This window comes from Grimontia sp. AD028 (assembly GCF_000973155.1).
GTDB classification, from domain to species: domain Bacteria; phylum Pseudomonadota; class Gammaproteobacteria; order Enterobacterales; family Vibrionaceae; genus Enterovibrio; species Enterovibrio indicus.
The window spans coordinates 1-22,239 of record NZ_LASY01000104.1; the positions used below are offsets into that span (position 1 = coordinate 1).

Consider the following 22,239-nt stretch of genomic DNA (forward strand, 5'->3'; position numbering starts at 1 on the left):
TGTTAAAGAACGTTGACTTGGTAGCTTGCTCTGCGAGCCGCTTGCCGTGTCGATGAGGCGCATTATAGAGTGTTCACTTTCGTTGGCAATAGCAAAAACCAAATAATTTTCAAAAATCGATTCAAATGGTCACAAAGTCGGCAAAAACAGCAAAAATGAGTATTTATCCAGCAACTTTCACCCTAAAAGTGCAAAGAAAAATGAAATGAAGCACACCTTCCCCCCCATATACAGTAGGGACTGCGTTTAAGAAGTCGCTGATGAGCCCAATAATCATCGAGCCTTCTCTTATCACTAGTAATTAGAACGGAAGAGATAGGGAACAAAGCATCATTAAATAGGGGGTTAGAGTAGAAGAACGTAATAAAGAGGAGTTTTTGGCGTGGAAACAGAAAAGCATATAACGAAAAAAGCCCCAGTCTTTCGACTGGGGCTTTTCCGGAAATTGGTGCCCGGGGCCGGACTTGAACCGGCACAGTTATTCACCGGCGGATTTTGAATCCGCTGCGTCTACCAATTTCGCCACCCGGGCAAGTGCGAGCAATTATACGCAAGCAATGGGTTGAAGCAAGCCTATAATTCACAAAACCTTCTCGATCGGTTCTTTTTTCACCACAGTGCTATAAACACACGCTATCTGGCCTATTTTTACGCATTCAACACTGCCGATTAGGCTGGTAAACTACACACAGTACTCATTTCTAGGACAGAACAATGGCTCAATCATCGACACAGTACAGCGTACCCAAGGGCGCTAGCTTTTTCCGCCGCTTCGGCGCCTGGCTTTATGACTTTCTCGTACTCATCGCTGTGGAGATGTTAGCAATCGCATTAGTCGTCGGTGCCGTAGCTATCGCTGTGCAACTGGGACTTTCTATTGATGGCTATGAAGATGTCAGCGATTACCTGACACGCAACCCAGCTGTCAGCCCTTTCTTTACTATCTATGTGTTTGCTATTGCAGCTGGCTTTTATGGTTACTTCTGGACCCGAGCAGGACAGACAGTTGGGATGAAAGCATGGAAGCTTAAAGTCATCAGTGAGTTTGGTGGGAACATCACCTTTACCCAAGCCCTTATCCGAATGGCAACTTCTTGCTTAGGTATTGGCAACCTGCTGGCTCTGTTTGACCGAAACAACCGCGCGTTTCAGGATCACTTCTCCAACAGTCAGGTGATTAAAGTCGATACGATTAAATAATTCGTAAGAATGCTGATAATAAAGAGCGAGCCAACAGGCTCCCTCTCTTGTTTTACAGTCTGATATCGTCTCGTCAGAGTTTTCGGTTTAGCAGATAAAGTGTCACACCGATAAAAGCCAGACTCGGTGCCACCGCACCAACAAATGGCGGCAGCTTGTAGACCAGTGTCATTGGGCCAAAGACTTCATTAGATATATAGAAGGCGAAACCAAAGATCACACCGGATAGCACCCTCGCCCCCATGGTCACTGAACGCAACGGTCCAAAGACAAAGCTAAGCGCCAACAACATCATGACACCAATCGACAAAGGCTGAAGCGCTTTACGCCATAACGCCAACTCGTAACGGGAAGCATCTTGCTCTGATGCTTTCAGGTAATCCACGTAACTGTAGACACCACTGAGAGAGAGCTCTTCAGGCTTCACCGTCACAATCGCGAGCTTCTCCGGTGTCAGTGTGGTTTTCCATGCCAGCTCTGCTTCTTTGGTTTCACTGATCTTCACCGGGCCATCGAAGTGCGTCACTGTCACTTTCTCCAGCATCCAACTGTCTTTATCCAGGTATTTAGCTTGCTCTGCGAAAACCTGAGCCTGCAGGTTTTGGGTGTCATCGAACTTCCAGATATTCACACCCGTCAGTGATTCTTTCTGATCAGTACGCGCAATATAGATGAAGTCAGCCCCGTCTTTTGCCCATACGCCGGTTCTCACCGACATCACGTTACCGCCAGATTTAGCGAAGGCGCGGAGTTCACGCGCAGCTTTCTGAGCATCGGGCGCGCCCCACTGCCCCAGCGCCAGTACTACCAGCATCAGAGGCATGGCGGTTTTCAGTACCGACAGGCCGATATCCAACTTAGAAAAGCCCGCCGCTTGCATCACCACAAGCTCAGAGCTTGAAGCCAGCGTGCCCAGTCCAATCAAGGCACCCAAAAGCACAGCCATTGGGAAGAACATTTCAATATCGCGCGGCATACTGAGTAGCACGTACTGAATCGCCGTCATCATGGTGAAGGTCCCTTCACCCACAGAACGCAGTTGCTCAACAAACTTGATGATGGCAGACAGGCCAACCAGTGTTGCAAGACACAAGGTTGTTGTCGCGATAATTGTGCGGCCTATATAAAGGTCGAGGATCTTAAACATTAGGCCGCTCTCCTCAATCTGTATTTCAATTTACGCATTGGCAGGCTATCCCAACTGATCAGCATTAACGCCACCAGCAACGCCAATATGTTTACACTCCAAAGACCAATCTCAGGTGGTAACTTGCCCTCCTCTACCGCAGATTTCGCCGCACTAATAGAAAGGAAGTAAGCCAGATAAATTAACACCGCAGGAAAGAGTTTTGCGAAACGTCCCTGACGCGGGTTCACCGCGGAAAGCGGTACCACTATCATGGTCATCAATGGGATACACAGCACCAGAGAGATACGCCATTGAAGTTCAGCCTGAGCGCGTGCCGATGGTTCATTAATCAAAGTCTGGGTAGGAACAGCATCCCAATCACGATGTTTCTGGCGCACTTCACGCTGACCAATCAGCACCTGATAGTTCTCGTAATCTGTCACCGTGTAATCGAGTAAGGTCGGCACACCTTCATAGCGCATACCGCCATTCAGGTCGAGCACCTGACGTCCATCAGGTAATTCTGAGATATAACCTTTCTCTGCCACAACAACGTTGGGGCGCAAGGTGCCGCGAGGTACAGGTTGTGCAATAAACACTTTATGGAGATCTTTGCCTTCTCCGGTGATCTCGCTGACAAAAACCACAGCCTGTCCATCTGGCGTGGTTTGGATTTGCCCCTGCACCAAAAGCTCAAGACCTGTATCCGCCTCGAGCGTTTCCATCACTTTGATTTCTTTGTCATTTGCCCATGGCGTTAACCATAAGGCGTTGAAGGCCGCCACCGTACCTGTAATCACCGCCAAATACAGCGCTGCACGGATCAAAAACTTGTTTCCGATACCCGTCGCATTCATGACGGTAATTTCACTTTCTGCGTACAAACGCCCAAAAGTAATCAAAATACCGATATAGAGGCTGAGCGGCAGCATCAACATGCCCATCGACGGCATGTACAACCCGACAAGAGTTAACACATCACTGCCCGGAATTGAGCCATCTGTAGCGTTGGCCAGCACTCGGATAAATTTCTGGCTAAAAAAGACCAGAAATAGCACAAACAGCACCGCAAGTTGCGTTTTCACTGTTTCTCGGATCAAATACCGAACAATAATCACGGCGTTTTACCTTTAGAAAACTTGTTTTTTTACTCGAATCGCTATAGTTTTTCGGTAAATTAGTTATTTTTTAATCTTTCGGCCAAGTGTTGGCCTGCTTAATGAAATTTACGTCGAACACAGTTTCGAGTTCCGATAAAGCGGGCATTATCCAACATTTAGCCTCACTTGTCTTTAGGATGTAGGAGTACGCATGGAGTTCAGTGTAAAAAGCGGGAGTCCCGAGAAACAGCGCAGTGCATGTATCGTTGTAGGTGTGTTTGAACCACGCCGCCTGTCACCAGTGGCAGAACAACTTGATAAAATCAGTGACGGTTACATCAGTAGCCTGCTGCGCCGTGGTGACCTCGAAGGAAAGCCTGGCCAGATGCTGCTATTGCACCACGTTCCTAATGTGCTGTCTGAGCGTGTGCTTCTGGTTGGTTGTGGTAAAGAGCGTGAACTCGGTGAGCGCCAATACAAAGAAATCATCAAAAACACCATCAACACGCTGAACGAAACGGGCTCAATGGAAGCGGTTTGCTTCCTGACTGAATTGCACGTGAAAGGCCGCGACACCTACTGGAAAGTGCGCCAAGCGGTTGAGAGCACGAAGGACAGCCTCTACACCTTCAACCAATTCAAGAGCGTGAAGCCAGAAACCCGCCGCCCGCTGCGTAAACTGGTGTTCAACGTACCAACACGTCGTGAACTGAATCTGGGTGAGCGCGCAATTGCACACGGTCTGGCGGTTGCTTCCGGTGTGAACGCATGTAAAGACCTTGGCAACATGCCACCAAACGTTGCAAACCCAGCGTACCTTGCCTCTCAAGCGCGCCGTCTGGCGGATGACTTTGAAAAAGTCAGCACCAAGATCATTGGCGAGCAAGAAATGAAAGAGCTGGGCATGACCTCTTACCTGGCTGTAGGCCAAGGCTCGAAAAACGAGTCCATGATGTCCATCATGGAGTACAAAGGTCACCCAGACCCAGATGCAAAACCAATCATTCTGGTAGGTAAAGGCCTAACGTTCGATGCTGGCGGTATCTCATTGAAGCCGCCTGCTAACATGGACGAAATGAAGTACGACATGTGTGGTGCTGCTTCTGTATTCGGTGCAATGAAATCTCTGGCGAAGCTGGATCTGCCTATCAACGTGGTTGGGGTACTGGCGGGTTGTGAAAACATGCCTGATGGAAATGCTTACCGTCCTGGCGATATCGTGACCACCATGTCAGGACAAACTGTTGAAGTACTCAACACTGACGCAGAAGGCCGCTTGGTGCTTTGTGACGCCCTGACTTACGTTGAACGCTATGAGCCAGAGTGTGTCATTGACGTGGCGACCCTGACTGGTGCATGTATCGTGGCACTGAGCCACCACATCAGCGGTCTGATTTCTAACCACAACCCACTGGCACACGAAATTGTCAATGCGTCAGAGCAGGCGGGTGACCGTGCGTGGCGTCTACCAATGACAGAAGAGTACCAAGAGCAACTCAAGAGCCCGTTTGCTGATATGGCAAACATCGGTGGCCCTGGTGGCGGTACCATCACCGCGGGTTGTTTCCTGTCACGTTTCGCGAAGAAGTACAACTGGGCACACCTCGATGTAGCCGGTACTTCGTTCAAAGGCGGACAGAACAAAGGCGCAACAGGTCGTCCTGTCCCATTGCTGGTCCAGTTCCTTCTGAACCGTTCTGGCCTTGAAGTCGCAGAGTAAAACTGCACAAAGAGAAAAGGAGGCCTCGGCCTCCTTTTTTGTTGCTGCTTTTAGTTGCGTGAGTGAGCAACTCGCCGCACACTGAGCCGAAAACAATGGCGTTATCAATACCGAAAAAATGGCTAAAGAGGGAAATCGATGACAGGCATGGCGACCTTCTACTTACTGGATGAATCGCAAGACCAACCAACACAACAAATGTTGGACAAGGTTAGTCAGCTCTCTGCCCTTTTCTGTCAGCAAGGTATGAAAGCGTTCATCATGGCTGAAGATAGAAAACAAGCCGAAGCAATCGATGAACGGCTCTTTCAGCAAACCACGGAATACTTTGTGCCTCATAACCTCGTTGGCGAAGGTCCACGGGGAGGAGCACAGGTTGAAATTGGTTGGCCGGGTGTACGCCATGCTGGCCACCGCCAAGTGCTAATAAATCTGGCGCAAGAAGCAGCAACTTTTGCGCCTTCCTTTGCACAAGTGGTAGACTTCGTGCCTTGCGAAGAAGCTCTCAAGCAACAGGCTCGGGAACGCTACAAAATTTACCGCATGGCGGGGCGTCAAATGCGTACCCTCGCCATTGAAGAAATGTCCTATTAAATCAGTCCATCAAGAGCGCTATGGAAAAGACATACAACCCAACATCAATTGAAAAGGCGCTGTACCAGCGCTGGGAAGAGGCTGGCTACTTCAAGCCTCACGGTGATACATCAAAAGCTGCTTACAGCATCATGATCCCACCACCCAACGTCACGGGCAGCCTGCACATGGGCCATGCGTTTCAGGACACCATCATGGATACCCTGATCCGCTGCGAGCGCATGAAAGGCAAAAACACCCTGTGGCAGGTCGGTACTGACCACGCAGGTATCGCGACCCAAATGGTTGTTGAGCGCAAGATCGCGGCAGAAGAAGGCAAAACCAAGCACGACTACGGCCGTGACGCTTTCATCGACAAGATCTGGGAGTGGAAAAGCGAATCCGGTGGCACAATCACCAAGCAGCTGCGCCGTCTGGGTGCGTCTGTAGACTGGGATCGTGAGCGCTTCACCATGGATGATGGCTTTTACGCTGCTGTTCAGGAAGTGTTTGTACGTCTGTATGAAGATGACCTGATCTACCGCGGCAAGCGTCTGGTTAACTGGGACCCGAAACTGCACACGGCTATTTCCGATCTGGAAGTAGAAAATAAGGACGTGAAAGGTCACATGTGGCACTTCCGTTACCCACTGGCCGACGGCGTTAAAACTGCTGACGGTAAAGACTACATCGTGGTTGCAACTACCCGTCCAGAAACCATGCTGGGCGATACCGGTGTAGCAGTTAACCCAGAAGATCCACGTTACAAAGATCTTATCGGTAAAGAAATCATCCTGCCAATCGTTGACCGCCGTATTCCAATTGTGGGCGACGAACACGCAGACATGGAGAAAGGCACAGGTTGTGTGAAGATCACCCCTGCGCATGACTTCAATGACTACGAAGTTGGCAAGCGTCACCAGCTGCCAATGATCAACATCCTGACGTTCAACGCAGACATCCGCGACGCAGCCGAAGTGTTCAACACCAACGGCGAAGCGAGCGATGTATACAGCACTGACCTGCCGGAGAAATACCGTGGCATGGAGCGTTTCGCTGCACGTAAAGCGATCGTTGCTGAGTTCGAAGAACTGGGCCTGCTGGACGAAATCAAAGATCACGACCTGACTGTTCCTTACGGCGACCGTGGTGGTGTTGTTATCGAACCAATGCTGACTGACCAATGGTACGTTCGCACTGCGACACTGGCACAACCTGCGGTTGAAGCGGTAGAAAACGGCGACATCCAGTTCGTGCCTAAGCAATACGAGAACATGTACTTCTCGTGGATGCGTGACATTCAAGACTGGTGTATCTCTCGTCAGCTTTGGTGGGGTCACCGCATCCCAGCTTGGTACGACAACGACGGCAATGTTTACGTTGGTCGTAACGAAGAGGAAGTTCGCGAGAAGAATGGTCTTGCACCCGTTGTTGTTCTGCGTCAGGACGATGACGTTCTGGATACCTGGTTCTCATCTGCACTGTGGACATTCGGTACACTGGGCTGGCCACAAGAAACGCCAGAACTGAAAACCTTCCACCCGACTGATGTACTGGTAACCGGTTTCGACATCATCTTCTTCTGGGTTGCGCGCATGATCATGATGACCATGCACTTCATGAAAGATGAAGATGGCAAGCCACAAGTACCGTTCAAGACGGTTTACGTCACGGGTCTGATCCGTGACGAAAACGGCGACAAGATGTCGAAGTCTAAAGGTAACGTACTTGACCCGATCGACATGATCGACGGTATCGATCTCGAGTCACTGGTAGAAAAACGTACTGGTAACATGATGCAGCCACAACTGGCAGCGAAGATCGAAAAGAACACCCGTAAGACCTTCGAAAACGGCATCGAAGCCTACGGTACTGATGCACTGCGCTTCACTCTGGCTGCCATGGCTTCAACAGGTCGTGACATCAACTGGGACATGAAGCGTCTTGAGGGTTACCGCAACTTCTGTAACAAGCTTTGGAACGCAAGCCGTTACGTGCTGATGAACACAGAAGATCAAGATTGCGGCATGCAAGGCGGTGAGATGGAGTTCTCACTGGCTGACAAGTGGATCGAATCTCAATTCCAACTGGCAGCGAAAGAGTTCAACGCGCATATCGAAAACTTCCGTCTGGATATGGCATCGAACACCCTGTACGAATTCATCTGGAACCAATTCTGTGACTGGTATCTGGAGCTGACCAAACCTGTTCTGTGGAAAGGCACTGAAGCACAACAGCGCGCGACCCGTCACACGCTGATCACCGTGCTTGAGAAGACACTGCGACTGGCGCACCCAGTTGTGCCTTACATCACTGAATCTATCTGGCAGAGCGTGAAGCCACTGGTAGACGGTGTTGAAGGTGACACCATCATGCTGCAGGCACTGCCACAGTATGACGAAGCACAGTTCGATGAAGCAGCACTGGCTGATATCGAGTGGGTGAAAGGTTTCATTACTGCCATCCGTAACCTGCGCGCTGAATATGACATTGCACCGAGCAAACCTCTGGATGTGATGCTGAAAGCCGCTGACGAGAAAGATGCTGCGCGTGTTGAAGCAAGCAAGCAGGTTCTGATGTCACTGGCGAAGCTGGAAGGCATCCGCATTTGGGAAGCAGGCGAAGAAACACCGGCATGTGCAACCGCACTGGTTGGTAAATCTACCCTGATGATCCCAATGGCAGGTCTGATTGATAAAGACGCCGAGCTGGCTCGTCTGGACAAAGAAATTGCCAAGACCCAGGGTGAAATCAAACGCGTTGAAGGCAAGCTGAATAACCAAGGTTTCGTGGCGAAAGCTCCTGAAGCGGTTGTTGCTGCTGAGCGTGCGAAGCTGGACGGTTACGCAGAAACCCTAACTAAGCTGGAAGAGCAGAAAGCAGTTATCGCTGCACTGTAATCTCACCGCGGAACTTACGCTCACAAACGGGTCTTCCAACGGAAGGCCCGTTTTCTTTTTTCTCTACTCATCAACGCTGTTAAATCCTTCAACAATTCGACGCATGAAAGTGACATGCGCCGCAATTGATGAGCAACTTTAACATTCTCGTCGAAATCCATTACTACGATTTATAGAACGCCATTCTGCAACCAATGAAACGTAGAAATGAATTCAATCGCATTCAGGCTGCACCTCAGCCTGATAACACTAACAGTTCTCTTACTCACCGTGTCATCTCTGACTGTTTGGGTCGCGCTTAATACCCGAAGCAGTACTGATGCGCTGTTAGATAAGGCACTTCCCAATACCATCAACACCATACACATGGTGGATGAGCTTAGCGAAATGCTGTTCAATCTCATGCGGTATGTAGAAGAGGAAGATGAGGAGGGTCACACAGCCTTTCTTCAACATCTGGAGACATTCGTCAAACACAAGCAGGACCTCAGCGTCTCGAAAGATCAGGCCATCAGCCAGGACATTGCAGAGTTGCGCGCGCTACACCAAGCCTTTCTGTCACTCTCGCAAGAAAGCGTCTTTAACGTATTCGACCCCACAGCGGAGCAGCGTGCCCGCTCTCTCATCAACTCTACAAGCCAGCCACTTGAAGTGCTTCTCGATAAGCTCCATACCTTCATTAACAATCAGAGCGACCTTCAGGCATTCCATAGCGACTTCGCGCCATTACATCGATACGATCTAGAGTTACTCGATGAAATGCAGGATATGAAATCTGATTTAGATATTTATCTGCTCGGCTATCCGTTAGCTGAAAAACGCTTCATCGCCAATGCAGAAGAGTTCAAGTACTACATACTATCGCTTTCTGAAGCGACGAGCGACCCCATCATTCTCGAGCAGCTAAGGCGCATTGAATGGCACTTTGCCAGATTTTTCGGAATTGCCAACAACGTCTTTAAACACCATGACAACACAGCCCGGCAGCGTGCACTGAAAGCGGTTATTGCGTTGGAGCGAGGCATATTTCTGGACATGAAGACACTACTCAACAAGATGGCTGACCAGTCGGACAGTCTATTAATTGAAGAGTCACACGGGCTGCGAAACATAGCCAATAAATCCATGTATCTACTCGTGTTTGTGACTATTTTCGCGACTGTTTTGCTGGCATTTATTGTCCTCTTTTTCCAGCGCTCATTGTTCAGACCACTGGAGAAAATCAACACAACTATTCAGGCACTGCGTCTGGGTCACCGCAATATCCCTTTCGAAGACATTGAAGACAATGAGCTGGGACGGATCACCCTGAGCCTGAAAAACTTCCAAGTCGGTCTTTCTAAACTCGACCAACTGCAGATAGAAAATGCCAACCAGAAAGAAGCCCTGAAACGCGACAAAGAACAACTGACAGAGATGTTGGAGAGCCTGAAGTCAGCGCAGGATAAGCTCATTGAAACAGAGAAACTTTCTTCCCTCGGAAGTCTGGTAGCGGGGGTTTCCCACGAAATTAATACGCCACTTGGTATTTCAGTGACCATGGCAAGCACGCTGGAAACCGAGCACCTTTCATTTTTGGAAAAGCTCAAAACCGGAGAAATCCGACGGGAAGATCTCGACAACTTTGAATCACACAGTGCCGATGCCTACAGCGTAATGAATCGCTCTTTGCAAAGAGCTTCAGAACTCATTAACAGCTTCAAGCAAGTCGCCAACGACCAAACCAGTGAGCAATTGCGCGAGTTTGAACTGGGCAGCTTGATGCGCGAGGTTTACAGCACCCTGCACCACCAAATCAAAAACCGGCCGATTCAGTTCTCCTTGAACGCAGAAGAAGATTTAGTCATGAGCAGTTACCCCGGGCCGATAGGACAGGTGTTTACCAACCTGTTTAACAACTCAATTCTTCACGGTTTTGACCAAGATGGTCAGGGAGAAATTTCTCTGACGTTAGCCCGTGAAGATGGACGCATAAGGTGGCTGTACCGTGATTCAGGTAAAGGGCTTTCCGGTGAGGGGCTCAAGCGTATCTTTGAGCCTTTTTACACTACCCGCCTTGGCAAAGGCGGTTCGGGAATGGGCATGCACATCGTCTACAGCATTGTGGTCAACATGCTTCAAGGAGACATTAAGGTATACAACGATAACGGTGCCGTTTTTGATATTTCCATTCCGGCATCCATTCAACAAGCTGAAGGTGGACAATGAGTGACTTTAAAATCAATATCATCGATGGACCATCTACGCCTTCGAAACCATCGGTAAATGCAGGACGAAGTTGGAAGATCGCCATCATTGATGACGAAACTTCCATGCATCAGGCCACCACATTGGCGCTGAACAAAGTAACTATTCTTGGGTATCCATTGACCTTCATCCATGCTTACTCCGGCGCCGAAGGACAGCAACTTCTTGAGGAAAATCCAGACACTGCTGTGGTGTTGCTCGACGTGGTGATGGAGACAGAGGATGCAGGGCTGCAACTGGCCAGTTACATCCGTAACGAACTAGGCAACCACACGACGCAGATCGTGCTTCGCACAGGGCAACCGGGGTATGCGCCGGAAGAGTCAGTGATCGAAAACTTCGAAATCAACGATTACAAAACCAAAAACGAACTTACCCGGAGCAAACTCTTCAGTACCCTTTGCACATCTATCCGCTCCTACCACAATCTGGTGTCGATTCAGAAAAGCCGTGATGGCCTAAGAAAAATTGTGGATTCCGCCGCCAATCAGTTTCAGGAGCGATCGCTGGCGAGCTTTACAGAAGGTGTTCTGGAGCAAATCAATGTGCTGTTTGATATTCATTCTGAAGGGATTTTCTGTGTTTCCAGTCGCCCGTTAAATCCCCCTCAGCAGCTTGAAAAAATATACTGTCACGCCACCAGCAAACGGCAAGAAGATGAACACATTATTGTCGCTGCCAGTAAAAAGTATCAAAAGGTGTTTGGACACCCTCTCGACAGTGTGGAGCTTGAGCCATCTTCCCAGTGTGTGATTCGCCAAGCATTCAAAGAGGGAAAAAACGTCATTCAGGATGGCAATATCGCCCTTTATCTCGACACGCCCAGCCGATGGAAGGCCGTGATTTATATCATGACCGATAGAACGAATTTGCTCGACCAACTGGATCCGGAGCTATTGAGTGTATTCATCCAGAATGTGGCTTTAGGACTGGAAAACACCAAGTTTATCAACCAACTTTTTGATGCAGTATTTACCGACGAAACCACCGGCCTCCATAGCCGTCTGGGTTTTGTCGACTCCCAGGCACCCACACTGTTAAAACAAACTGGCCGTTTGACATTGGCAGTGATTGATATTGATGATTTTCACCAAATCAATGAGTCTCTGGGTTTTGAATACGGCAACCGTGTGCTCAAGGTGTTTGGTAAAACCCTGCAACAGGCTTTGCCTGCAAACAGCATAGTGGCCCGACTTCATAGTGATGCATTTGCCGTAGCAACGGAGCTTGAAGAACCTGAGCTGTGTAATATGTTGCAAAACTTGCAGGACACCCGGTTCAGCATGGACGGTGGGACATTCTATCTCAGCGCGACCGCTGGGCTTTTCAGCGTAAGTTATGATGGCGATATCTACGATATTGAAGTGGCATTGAGGCGGGCGGAAATCGCGCTCAAACAGGCAAAATCCAAACGTCGAGGCTCTACCCTCACCTTTGATGACGGCATGGAAAAAGCCTGTACTGAGCGCTTAAATCTGATCAATAAGCTGCGCCATGACCTCGCTGAAAACCGTCTATACCTTGTCTTCCAGCCAAAGGTAGACCTGCGTGACGACAGGATCATTGGTGCGGAAGCGCTGATTCGATGGGATCACCCCGAACTGGGGGAGGTTTCACCCGGAGTTTTCGTGCCTATCGCAGAAGCGGCGGGATTAAGTTTCGAATTAGACACCTACGTTTTCCGCACTGCCTGTGAGATCCTCGCAGCCAATCCTCATTTCCCCGAGATTGCGGTAAATATCTCCCCGCTCACTTTAAGCAGAAGGGAGTTGTTGCCCACCCTAAACGGTATCTTGCAAAAATATGGCATCGATAAAGACCGGATCTCACTCGAAATCACTGAAGGCTGCTTTGTTCAGGGTGAAAACACCAAGTTCAACATCACTATGCTTCACCGTCAGAACTGGACTTTGCATCTGGATGATTTCGGATCGGGCTATTCATCTTTCGGCTATTTGCTCGATCTTCCCGTCTCAGTGATCAAAATCGACCGCATTTTCACTTGGGGACTGAGCAAATGTGATCGTTCAGAAACTTTGCTGGGCGGCATGGTAAATATGTTGAAAGGAATGAATAAAAAAGTGCTGATTGAAGGGTTAGAAACCGAGGAACAGCTCGTTGCCGCAGTCGCAGCAGGTCTCGATATGGCGCAGGGGTATCTGTTCTACAAGCCCATGCCTTTGGAAGCTTTTAATCTTGCACTTCAAGAACAGGTAGCGATAGCCTGAACCACTCCCCCGGCTTGGTACCACAAGCCGGGATTTGCCTCTCTTTTTCTCTCTTCGAGCTACACCTTGATCACCTCAGCCTCATTCAATAGCTTTTACCTATTAAAACAATCAATAGAAATTACATTTACAAATGAGAATTATTTGCAATAATGAAGTCATACCGAATGAGGGAACTGTTATGAAAAAGACCTTAAGTTTTGCTGTGATTCACTTTACCGTTGCGTTTACAGTCGCGTATATCCTGACTGGCGATATTCTGCTGGGTAGTTTGATTGCCATGGTAGAGCCTATGGTCAATACGGTCGCGTTCTACTTCCACGAAAAAGCATGGGACAACAAATTACTGAAGCGTCTGGCAACAAACCATCCGGGCCGTAAAACAGCAAGTTTCGCTGTTGTACATTTCAGCGTTGCGTTTGGTGTAGCTTACCTGCTGACGGGTGACGTACTGATTGGCAGTGTGATGGCAATGATTGAACCTTGTATCAATACCATGGCGTACTACTTCCATGAGCGTGTATGGCAGAAGAAAGAACGCCTGAGCATGATGCAATGTCACCACCATCCAATGGCAGCTTAATAGAGAACACGTCTGGAATAGAAAGGGCAGCGTAAGCTACCCTTTTATCATTCTGTCTGGAAGCTGTTTGCAGCCTCTATACGGCTTTCTGTATCTGGATGGGAACTTAGCCATTGCGACATTCCCCCGGTCTGATGTGCCTCGCCAAGCAAGGCAAACATTTCCGCCTGTGCACTGGCATCACCATAAATAGCACTGAGGTACTTAGCCGCGAACTGATCGGACTCTTCCTCATCTGCCCTTGAATACCCGGCCGTTGCCGCAAGTACACCCAAGCCTGTCATCATGTCGATAACACCAGTGCTCTCACCGGTAATCACGGCTACGGAGACTGAAATCAGGGTTGATCGCACCAGTCCCGTCATCACGTGCTGGTGATAAACATGTCCAAGCTCATGGAGTATTACACTCTCCAGTTGCGCGTCAGTTTGAGCAAGATTGACTAAAGGATCGAGTAACACCACAGTGCCATCACTTAAAGCAAATGCATTCGGTCCTTGTTTCCAATTGCGGAGCACCAGTTTAGGTTTGACAGGCATCGGCGGTAGCATTTCAACCAGCTCATCAAAACGCTGATTCAGCGCTTGCTGGCGTTCGGTATCCAGTTCGGAAGCAGTAAACATTCTTTCATCGAGCTGAGACATCACATGCTCACCCACCGCCATCGGAATTTCATCCGGTAAAAGCTGGGTTATTCCTTTACTGATCCCAGGCAAGCCAATATAGAAAAAGGCCACCATAAACAGCAGCGCAGCTGCAATGGAAGAAAGAATTGCCGTTTTACTACTCTCAAGGCGTGTCAGCCATCCTCGCTTTTTAGCCTGCAAAGAGTAGGGCAAGTCAGATTCATCATTCGCAATAAAGAGCTCACCCTCTGGAAAACGAAGCTGCAAAGGAAGATTACCAATGCGCTCAGAGCGGGAGACTTCATCCAAACGGCATTCAATGATTTTGCCGTCGAATCTCAGTATCGCTTTGGTCTCGCCCATGACAAAGAGCTCAGCCTCATGCTTGCCTGACTCACCTGCCGCAAACGCAGTTCCTTTCACCATCAGTTTATCCCGATATCTAAGTCGAAGACCTGTGACATTTCATCACCTACTGCAGACTTCGCACCATTTTCATCTTCGTAAACGCTGAGTGCATCCAGCTCACCATAGACAGTGGTCACTGAAAGCAGATAACGGGTAGTACGCACCATCACCCAAGGACGGGCGAGGCCTAACGTAAAGACTTGTAGCAAAAAGTTAGTCACCACCAAAAGCGTGTAATCGGTAGTATTCATAGTTGAACCCAGACGATAATCGCCCGTTTCTCCGACCATCATCTGGTTAAAAACGTGGTTGCGGGTTCGTGAATGAATAAAAGCAGAGACCAGAAGCATGGATATAAACAACATGGCGTAAGTGAGAAGCATGATTGCCACTACCCCCAAAGCACCGGTGATATGACCAATATCCAAATTAGAGAGATCCGCGCTGCTAAATTCGGGCAAATTCACAAACTGCCCACCAACAAAGAACAGCAAGCCGCCAACAGCAAGTACGCCAGCGGAAGCCAGTACCCAGATAAACAGTGCCCAGAGATAAGTTCGAGCAAAATATCCCGTCGACAACGTGGCATTGAAGGTCAGTTTTCCATAGCCATACCCATTGGCAAAGTAACTGGCGATGCCCTGTAGCATCCAGGCAAACACCATCAACACGACGAACGCAGCGGCCAATGCGAAAACAAATGTCACAAAGCCACTGGTGGGTAAGCTGGTCAAGTAGACAGATACAACCAAGGTCAGTATCAGCAAGATCCCTCTACCTAAAATAGCGGTGTAAGCGCCCATCAAGGTGCCTGTAAAGTTCAGCCTGACGTTACGGTAGCTCGTCATACGGGCATTAAAGCGGGCATTGTTTCTGGCAAGCCACGGCAACATAGCCAATCCAAAAACAAACAAGACGCTGGAAAACACCGGAGAAAAGTGACCGGACAAAAACCAGATGACAAATGCCGTAACCGCAATCGCTCGCCCGATTAGGATTTGTTTTGGTGTTGCATGATAATCAAAGCGATCACGCGCAAGTTCAGTGTTTCCGTAGAAGTATTTTTTTGTACGTACTTTTGCCCACGCTGAATAAATCCCTAGCGTAAGAAGGCTCAATACAATATTCACAATCCAGATACCAAAAAATTCACGTCCTGTGCCGTGAAAAGTCATTTTGTTTTCCATGGTCAATCCTTTGCCAACTGTTTTATTATGGTTTTTGCCATCATAATCATTAAGCTCGACAGGCTCATCGCCAAATTAAGCAAGTGTGAATCAAGAGGCTTGATTTTGTGCAAAACGGAGCAATTACCTCCGAGTTGCTTACCCAAAGACAGTAAGCCACAAAGGAAAGTGACACATTCGGTGTAAAATGGAGACACAATGACTACAGGTCCGGTTGAAATCAGATCGCTCGTCCGCCAACTTCTTCGCCATCGCGGATTGTTGGATAACATTTATGGCACTGCTGGGCTGACCACAGTGCAATGCCATGTGATGATTGAGCTTGAGCAGGAGTCTCTAACCGCTGAGCAGCTTTCTGAACGCCTCAACATTGATGTCACCAATGCTAACCGCACACTGGCAATTCTCATCAACAATGACAATGTTGCTTCCTCTATCGACGGTGAAAGTAATCTGCCGCGCTATTCTCTGTCTGATGTCGGCAAAGAGCGTCTGGATGAGCATCATTTCGGCATCAACCAACAAATCGCTCTGTATCTGGAACAGCTGGATACCGACGAAATTGAATCCCTATCCACATCCTTGCACCGCTACAACCGGGCAATGGAGCAAAGCGAACGCCAGAAAGGTTTCACCCTTCGCTTGTTGGAGCCTGCCGACAACGCAGCCATTGCTACTGTTATTCGCAAAGTATCCGAAGAATGTGGCCTGACTGCTGACAAAGGCTACAGCGTGGCAGACCCGACACTGGATGTACTGAGTGAAAGCTACAAAGTGGACAATGCGGCTTATTGGGTTGTCGAGCAGAATGGGAAAATTTTGGGTGGCGGCGGCATTGCGCCTTTGCCGGGTGAAGAGGGTGTTTGCGAATTACAGAAAATGTATTTCCGCCCTGAACTTCGCGGCCGGGGCTTTGCGAGAAGGCTCGCGGCAATGGCCATGAAGTTCGCACGTAATCAGGGTTATCACAGCTGCTATCTAGAAACGACGGCCTGCCTGAAAGAAGCTATTCGCCTATACGAGTCACTCGGCTTTAAACGTGTCGATGCTCCACTTGGTAACACCGGACATACAGACTGCGAAGTCGCGATGCTGAAAAAACTATAAGTCACCCATTACCAGACACAAAAAAGCCGGAGTCTTTAACGCTCCGGCTTTCTTTTCGGCAAAGATGATTAATCGTCTTCTTCCAGTTCACCCTCTTCCTCGGCGTCTTCTTCGTCCGATTCAAAGTAAGTGCCCCAGCCGTCGTAATCGATGCTGAATTTCTCAGCCAGCTTCACCAGTTTCTCGACCTGTTCGTCAATGCGGTCTGCATCCAGCGCAGATTCCATCACTGCATCAAAGCAGATCACTGTGGAGCCGTCTTCCAGTTCAAGCTCTTCCGCTTCCAGCACTTCAAAGCCCATTTTGAACGCTTCTACTGCCGCGCCTTCAAGCTCTGCAAAGCTGTCTGCAGACAGGTGATGCTCAATGGTATACAGCGCATCAGGATCGCTACCATCTTCCAGCAGGGCTTCAATGATTTCACGGGTTTCCGCTTTTTGTTCTTCAATAATGTCAGCGTAAGACATCAGATCACTCCAGGCACTTAATTAACGGCAGAACTATGGCATGGATTGGCATGGTTTACCACGTCAATTTCCCACACTCCCCCACATGTTAATTAAAAGTAAAATTGACCTTATCGAACAAGGTTGTCATTATTTGAGAACAGGGCAACAACAACACAAGATGCTGGATAAATTTAAAAATACCCAATCTTGCGCCAACAAAACCCTGAATTATGGAATAGTGTGCATTTAAATCGCATAGATAAGCACCGATAGATGCATGACGGGCTTTCACACTCGGCGAAGATCGAGCAAACCAAGGTTAGCCCTCACGCAAAAAGGTAAATGGATTTACGACAAATTTTCAGGCGTCTCTACTATCCGGCGCCACGAATACAGAATTCTGTCGCTTTATCTCCATTTTCCCCACCGTTCCTGCTACGCACTGACATGACAGAGAGGCGAATGCTGTCTTCAACCTAACTCATGCGAAGTAAAACGGTGGAGGTTAATAAAAATTCAAGAGAGAAACGATAATGAGTCAGCTTTATGTGGGATCTGAAGTCGGTCAATTGAAGCGTGTAATGCTTCATCGACCAGAACGAGCGCTAAACCACCTTACGCCGTCTAACTACAAAGACCTGTTGTTTGATGATGTACTTGCGGTGGAACGTGCCGGCGAGGAGCACGATCAATTCGCGCAAACCCTGCGTGACCAAGGCGTAGAAGTGCTGCTATTGCACGATCTGCTTGCCCAAACATTAGAAGTGCCGGAAGCCAAGACTTGGCTGCTAAATACCCAAGTGGGCGAATACCGTCTTGGTTACCAGTTCGCCCATGATGTGCGAAGCTATTTAAAAAGCCTCAGTAACGAAGAGCTGGCACACATCCTTCTCGGCGGTTTGAGCTATATCGATTTTCCAAACCATTCAGCGTCGATGATGCAGGCAATGCACGAACGCATGGATTTCATCATCGACCCACTGCCGAACCACTTGTTTACCCGCGATACCTCTTGCTGGGTTTACGGTGGCGTGTCCTTAAATCCAATGGCGATGCCTGCCCGTCAGCGTGAAACCAACCACCTGCGTGCTATTTACCGCTGGCACCCACTGTTCGCAGGTCAGGACTTCATCACTTACCTTGGTGATGAGCAGCGCGACTACGACAATGCCATGGTCGAAGGCGGTGATGTGCTTGTTATCGGTAATGGTGCGGTTCTGGTGGGCATGTCTGAGCGCACGACACCACAAGGTGTGGAGGCGCTGGCACGTAGCTTGTTTGCTCATGGTCAGGCAAAAGAAGTGATCGCCATTAACCTACCAAAGCACCGCTCCTGCATGCACTTGGATACGGTGATGACTCACATGGACATCGACACTTTCTCTGTGTATCCACAAGTGATGCGTAAAGACCTGCAAAGCTGGCGTCTTATCAACAAAGGCAATGGCGATGTGGAAGTGAAAGAAGCAGACTACTTCCTGCATGCCATCGAAAAAGCGCTGGAGTTGCCTCAGCTCAACATCATTACCACTGGCGGTGACAGCTTTGAAGCAGAACGCGAACAGTGGAACGATGCCAACAATGTGCTGACTGTACGCCCTGGCGTGGTAATTGGCTATGAAGGCAACGTGTACACCAATGAAAAATACGACAAAGCAGGCATCACCGTTCTTCCTATCCCGGGCGACCAACTTGGCCGTGGTCGTGGCGGTGCGCGCTGCATGAGCTGCCCTATCGAACGCGAAGGGCTTTAAAAAGCAACCGAACTCTCCCACTCTCCTTAATCGAACGAGCCACCTCATTGCGAGGTGGCTTTTTTCGTTTCTCCGGGAAAATGTCGACCAAACACAAATAAATATTTATTCAAAGGGGTTGAATTAATACTCACAAATAAGTCAGAATCGTGATTAATATCAAAGTGACAAAAATATAAGTCACATCGCAGTAAACGGATTTTTAGAAAGGGACCTCAACATGGCATTTAATCTGCGTAACCGGAACTTTCTCAAGCTGCTGGATTTCACGCCAAAGGAAATCGCGCACCTGCTGGATCTGTCAGCAGAGTTGAAGAAAGCCAAGTACTGTGGCTACGAGCAGCCTCGTCTGAAAGGCAAGAACATTGCCCTGATCTTCGAGAAAGCTTCTACCCGCACGCGATGTGCCTTCGAAGTTGCCGCCTTTGACCAAGGCGCACAGGTTTCCTATATCGGCCCATCTGGCTCGCAGATCGGTCACAAAGAGTCGATGAAAGACACTGCGCGTGTTCTTGGCCGTATGTATGACGGCATCCAATATCGCGGTTTCGGCCAGTCTATTGTTGAAGAGCTGGGCCAATTTGCAGGTGTTCCGGTTTGGAATGGTCTGACTGATGAATTCCATCCAACGCAGATCCTGGCAGATTTCCTCACTATGCTTGAGCACGGTCAGGGCAAAAAGCTTTCCGAAATGAAGTTTGCTTACCTTGGCGATGCACGCAACAACATGGGTAATTCCCTGATGGTGGGTGCAGCGAAGATGGGCATGGACATCCGTCTGGTTGCCCCAAGCCAGTTCTGGCCGGAAGAAGCGCTGGTTGAAGAGTGTCAGGCGATTGCTGCTAAGACCGGCGCACAAATTACTCTGACAGAAAACGTGGAAGAAGGCGTTCAAGGCTGCGATTTTCTTTACACCGACGTTTGGGTTTCCATGGGCGAATCAAAAGAAGCCTGGGACGAGCGTGTTGCCATGATGAAGCCTTATCAGGTCAATATGGACATGATCAAAGCCACAGGTAATCCAGACGTCAAATTCATGCACTGCCTGCCGGCGTTTCACAATGATGAAACCACCATTGGTGCAGAAGTCGCAGAGAAATACGGCATGAAAGGGCTCGAAGTCACCGAGGACGTCTTCGAATCTGAATACTCCATCGTGTTTGATGAAGCAGAAAACCGCATGCACACCATTAAAGCAGTGATGGTAGCCACGCTGGGCAGTTAATCCCATCGTACCTATGATGAAGCCGCGCACTTGCGCGGTTTTTTATTTTATAGACTATACCCAATGTCATTCGCTCTGCCTTGCACCGGATAAAAATGGGCGTATAATCCTTCGCAATTTGTCAAAAAAACGAATCGGAATGCCAACATTAGCGACACAACTGACTGCTAAAACCTGCCGAATCTCGGCACTGGCACCGTTTTTTGTTTTTACTGGATTCTCAAGAAAAGCCTCCTGATCGGGAGGTTTTTTTTTGACCAAAATGTACCATCCAACATGTTGCGTTGGCTGTTTTCACCCAGCCAACGCATGGAATCTGTTAAGGGAAGAGAAGACATGGCGACCTCGCTGCACAATAAACACATCATCTCCATCCCGGAGTTGTCCCGCGAAGAACTGGAACTTATCGTCGACACTGCCGGCAAACTGAAAGCGGAACCGAACCCTACCGTGTTGAAGAACAAGGTAGTCGCGAGTTGCTTCTTCGAGGCATCTACACGCACCCGTCTGTCTTTCGAAACCGCGGTTCAGCGTCTTGGTGGCACGGTGATCGGCTTTCCGGATGGCGGAAATACGTCTTCCGGTAAAAAAGGCGAAACCTTGTCTGACTCGGTACAGGTCATCTCTTCTTATGTTGATGCGTTCGTAATGCGTCATCCGAAAGAAGGTGCAGCCCGTCTGGCTTCGGAATTTTCGAAAGGCGTGCCAGTGATTAATGGCGGCGATGGCGCTAACCAACACCCAACCCAAACCCTGCTGGACCTTTTCAGCATTTACGAAACCCAGGGGCGTCTGGACAACCTGAAAGTGGCCATGGTCGGTGACCTGAAATATGGCCGCACCGTGCATTCTCTGACTCAAGCACTGTCAAAGTTCGATAACAACCAGTTCTATTTCATTGCACCGGAAGCACTGGCGATGCCGGACTACATTCTGGAAGAGTTGGACGAGCAAGGCATCCCTTACAGCCTGCACACCAGCATCGAGGACGTTGTTCCGGAACTCGACATTCTGTACATGACCCGTGTCCAGAAAGAGCGTTTTGACGAATCCGAGTATCAACACATCAAAGCGGCGTTCATTCTCGACACTCCACAGCTTGCCAATGCCCGCGATAACCTCAAGGTGCTTCACCCACTGCCACGCGTAGATGAAATCACGGTCGCAGTCGATAAAACCCCATACGCCTACTACTTCGAGCAGGCGGAAAATGGGGTGTATGCGCGTCAGGCATTACTGGCTCTGGTTATCAACGGAAGCGTTTAAGGCAGGAGAATCAACATGGTTAAAGAACACAAATTACAGGTTGAAGCCATCAAGAACGGCACAGTTATCGACCACATCCCTGCTAATGTTGGCTTTAAAGTCATGAAGCTGTTTAAGCTGCACAAAACCAACGAACGCGTGACCGTGGGTTTGAATCTGCCTTCCTCGGCGCTGGGTGCGAAAGATCTGATAAAGATTGAGAATATCTTCGTGTCTGAAGAGCAAGCGCAACAACTGGCACTCTACGCGCCTAAAGCAACCGTCAACCAAATCGAAGACTACCAAGTCGTCGCGAAAATCCCCCTGACGCTGCCTAAGAGCATCTTGGGCGTGTTCCGTTGTCCTAACTCCAATTGCATCACTCACGACGAAAAAGCCGTTGAGAGCAGCTTCAACGTGATTGAAAAAACTGACGATATCCACCTTAAGTGCAAATACTGTGAGAAGGTGTTCTCTCGCGAAATCATGACAGAAAGCCACTGATCGTTTTCTCTGCACTCAAAAAGCCAGCCTTTGCGCTTAATGCCGATCAGTTAA

Annotated in this window: 17 protein-coding genes and 1 tRNA gene; 12 read left to right on the forward strand and 6 right to left on the reverse strand. The window is 49.0% G+C overall.

Features of this window, described 5'->3' with window-relative positions:
• Positions 1-446 precede the first annotated feature (446 nt).
• A tRNA-Leu gene (locus tag RN22_RS19775) sits at positions 447-532 on the reverse strand.
• Positions 533-714: 182 nt separating this feature from the next.
• Between RN22_RS19775 and RN22_RS19780 the strand changes: the two genes are divergently transcribed.
• On the forward strand, positions 715-1,200 hold the full coding sequence (locus tag RN22_RS19780; RefSeq protein ID WP_046307036.1) for an RDD family protein: 486 nt from the start codon (positions 715-717) through the stop codon (positions 1,198-1,200).
• Between the two features lie 73 nt (positions 1,201-1,273).
• Here the strand turns inward: RN22_RS19780 and lptG are convergent, their stop codons facing one another.
• Both lptG and lptF read right to left on the reverse strand, forming a co-directional pair.
• The gene (gene lptG / locus RN22_RS19785; RefSeq protein WP_046307038.1) at positions 1,274-2,347 is read right to left on the reverse strand and encodes an LPS export ABC transporter permease LptG; all 1,074 of its coding nucleotides are present in this window, start codon (positions 2,345-2,347) and stop codon (positions 1,274-1,276) included.
• Positions 2,347-3,447 carry an LPS export ABC transporter permease LptF gene (lptF, locus tag RN22_RS19790; protein ID WP_046307040.1) on the reverse strand — a complete coding sequence of 367 codons (1,101 nt, stop codon included), beginning with the start codon at positions 3,445-3,447 and terminating at the stop codon, positions 2,347-2,349. The genes lptG and lptF overlap by 1 nt, the downstream gene beginning before the upstream one ends.
• A 193-nt stretch (positions 3,448-3,640) precedes the next feature.
• Here lptF and pepA point away from each other — a divergent pair, with 193 nt between their 5' ends.
• From pepA to RN22_RS19820, 6 genes are all read left to right on the forward strand, one after another.
• A complete protein-coding gene (gene pepA / locus RN22_RS19795; protein ID WP_002537606.1) occupies positions 3,641-5,149 on the forward strand; it encodes a leucyl aminopeptidase in 1,509 nt (502 codons plus the stop codon).
• A gap of 138 nt (positions 5,150-5,287) precedes the next feature.
• Complete coding sequence (locus RN22_RS19800) at positions 5,288-5,743, forward strand: DNA polymerase III subunit chi (RefSeq protein ID WP_046307043.1); 456 nt, start codon at positions 5,288-5,290, stop codon at positions 5,741-5,743.
• 20 nt (positions 5,744-5,763) lie between these two features.
• Entirely contained in the window at positions 5,764-8,622 is a 2,859-nt protein-coding gene (locus tag RN22_RS19805) for a valine--tRNA ligase (protein ID WP_046307045.1), read from the forward strand.
• A gap of 207 nt (positions 8,623-8,829) precedes the next feature.
• Entirely contained in the window at positions 8,830-10,830 is a 2,001-nt protein-coding gene (locus tag RN22_RS19810; RefSeq protein WP_046307046.1) for a sensor histidine kinase, read from the forward strand.
• A complete protein-coding gene (locus RN22_RS19815) occupies positions 10,827-13,097 on the forward strand; it encodes an EAL domain-containing protein (RefSeq protein ID WP_046307048.1) in 2,271 nt (756 codons plus the stop codon). The genes RN22_RS19810 and RN22_RS19815 overlap by 4 nt, the downstream gene beginning before the upstream one ends.
• Positions 13,098-13,278: 181 nt before the next feature.
• Positions 13,279-13,680, forward strand: a complete 402-nt coding sequence (locus tag RN22_RS19820) for a DUF2061 domain-containing protein (RefSeq protein WP_046307049.1) — start codon at positions 13,279-13,281, stop codon at positions 13,678-13,680.
• Positions 13,681-13,727: 47 nt separating this feature from the next.
• Here RN22_RS19820 and RN22_RS19825 read toward each other — a convergent pair whose 3' ends face one another.
• Together RN22_RS19825 and RN22_RS19830 are read right to left on the reverse strand one after the other, a co-directional pair.
• The gene (locus tag RN22_RS19825; RefSeq protein WP_046307051.1) at positions 13,728-14,732 is read right to left on the reverse strand and encodes a M48 family metallopeptidase; all 1,005 of its coding nucleotides are present in this window, start codon (positions 14,730-14,732) and stop codon (positions 13,728-13,730) included.
• Complete coding sequence (locus RN22_RS19830; RefSeq protein ID WP_046307053.1) at positions 14,732-15,901, reverse strand: YjgN family protein; 1,170 nt, start codon at positions 15,899-15,901, stop codon at positions 14,732-14,734. The genes RN22_RS19825 and RN22_RS19830 overlap by 1 nt, the downstream gene beginning before the upstream one ends.
• A 198-nt stretch (positions 15,902-16,099) precedes the next feature.
• Between RN22_RS19830 and RN22_RS24875 the strand changes: the two genes are divergently transcribed.
• Complete coding sequence (locus RN22_RS24875; RefSeq protein WP_082111444.1) at positions 16,100-17,008, forward strand: helix-turn-helix domain-containing GNAT family N-acetyltransferase; 909 nt, start codon at positions 16,100-16,102, stop codon at positions 17,006-17,008.
• Between the two features lie 68 nt (positions 17,009-17,076).
• Here the strand turns inward: RN22_RS24875 and rraB are convergent, their stop codons facing one another.
• Entirely contained in the window at positions 17,077-17,475 is a 399-nt protein-coding gene (gene rraB / locus RN22_RS19840; protein WP_002537618.1) for a ribonuclease E inhibitor RraB, read from the reverse strand.
• Between the two features lie 515 nt (positions 17,476-17,990).
• Here rraB and arcA point away from each other — a divergent pair.
• The 4 genes from arcA to pyrI all read left to right on the forward strand — a co-directional run bounded on the left by arcA (position 17,991) and on the right by pyrI (position 22,185).
• Positions 17,991-19,211 (forward strand): arginine deiminase, encoded by a 1,221-nt coding sequence (gene arcA, locus RN22_RS19845; RefSeq protein ID WP_046307054.1) that lies wholly within the window; start codon positions 17,991-17,993, stop codon positions 19,209-19,211.
• Positions 19,212-19,431: 220 nt separating this feature from the next.
• Positions 19,432-20,436, forward strand: a complete 1,005-nt coding sequence (argF, locus tag RN22_RS19850; RefSeq protein WP_046307056.1) for an ornithine carbamoyltransferase — start codon at positions 19,432-19,434, stop codon at positions 20,434-20,436.
• Positions 20,437-20,772: 336 nt separating this feature from the next.
• Positions 20,773-21,702: an aspartate carbamoyltransferase gene (pyrB, locus tag RN22_RS19855; protein WP_046307058.1), complete on the forward strand. Its 930-nt coding sequence runs from the start codon at positions 20,773-20,775 to the stop codon at positions 21,700-21,702.
• Between the two features lie 15 nt (positions 21,703-21,717).
• Complete coding sequence (gene pyrI / locus RN22_RS19860) at positions 21,718-22,185, forward strand: aspartate carbamoyltransferase regulatory subunit (protein WP_002537624.1); 468 nt, start codon at positions 21,718-21,720, stop codon at positions 22,183-22,185.
• Positions 22,186-22,239 lie beyond the last annotated feature (54 nt).

Coding starts and splice junctions, on each gene's coding strand:
- RN22_RS19780 (WP_046307036.1), top strand. CDS start 715: ATGGCTCAATCATCGACACAGTACAGCGTACCCAAGGGCGCTAGCTTT.
- lptG (WP_046307038.1), bottom strand. CDS start 2,347: ATGTTTAAGATCCTCGACCTTTATATAGGCCGCACAATTATCGCGACA.
- pepA (WP_002537606.1), top strand. CDS start 3,641: ATGGAGTTCAGTGTAAAAAGCGGGAGTCCCGAGAAACAGCGCAGTGCA.
- RN22_RS19800 (WP_046307043.1), top strand. CDS start 5,288: ATGACAGGCATGGCGACCTTCTACTTACTGGATGAATCGCAAGACCAA.
- RN22_RS19805 (WP_046307045.1), top strand. CDS start 5,764: ATGGAAAAGACATACAACCCAACATCAATTGAAAAGGCGCTGTACCAG.
- RN22_RS19810 (WP_046307046.1), top strand. CDS start 8,830: ATGAATTCAATCGCATTCAGGCTGCACCTCAGCCTGATAACACTAACA.
- RN22_RS19815 (WP_046307048.1), top strand. CDS start 10,827: ATGAGTGACTTTAAAATCAATATCATCGATGGACCATCTACGCCTTCG.
- RN22_RS19820 (WP_046307049.1), top strand. CDS start 13,279: ATGAAAAAGACCTTAAGTTTTGCTGTGATTCACTTTACCGTTGCGTTT.
- RN22_RS19825 (WP_046307051.1), bottom strand. CDS start 14,732: ATGGTGAAAGGAACTGCGTTTGCGGCAGGTGAGTCAGGCAAGCATGAG.
- RN22_RS19830 (WP_046307053.1), bottom strand. CDS start 15,901: ATGGAAAACAAAATGACTTTTCACGGCACAGGACGTGAATTTTTTGGT.
- RN22_RS24875 (WP_082111444.1), top strand. CDS start 16,100: ATGACTACAGGTCCGGTTGAAATCAGATCGCTCGTCCGCCAACTTCTT.
- rraB (WP_002537618.1), bottom strand. CDS start 17,475: ATGTCTTACGCTGACATTATTGAAGAACAAAAAGCGGAAACCCGTGAA.
- arcA (WP_046307054.1), top strand. CDS start 17,991: ATGAGTCAGCTTTATGTGGGATCTGAAGTCGGTCAATTGAAGCGTGTA.
- argF (WP_046307056.1), top strand. CDS start 19,432: ATGGCATTTAATCTGCGTAACCGGAACTTTCTCAAGCTGCTGGATTTC.
- pyrB (WP_046307058.1), top strand. CDS start 20,773: ATGGCGACCTCGCTGCACAATAAACACATCATCTCCATCCCGGAGTTG.
- pyrI (WP_002537624.1), top strand. CDS start 21,718: ATGGTTAAAGAACACAAATTACAGGTTGAAGCCATCAAGAACGGCACA.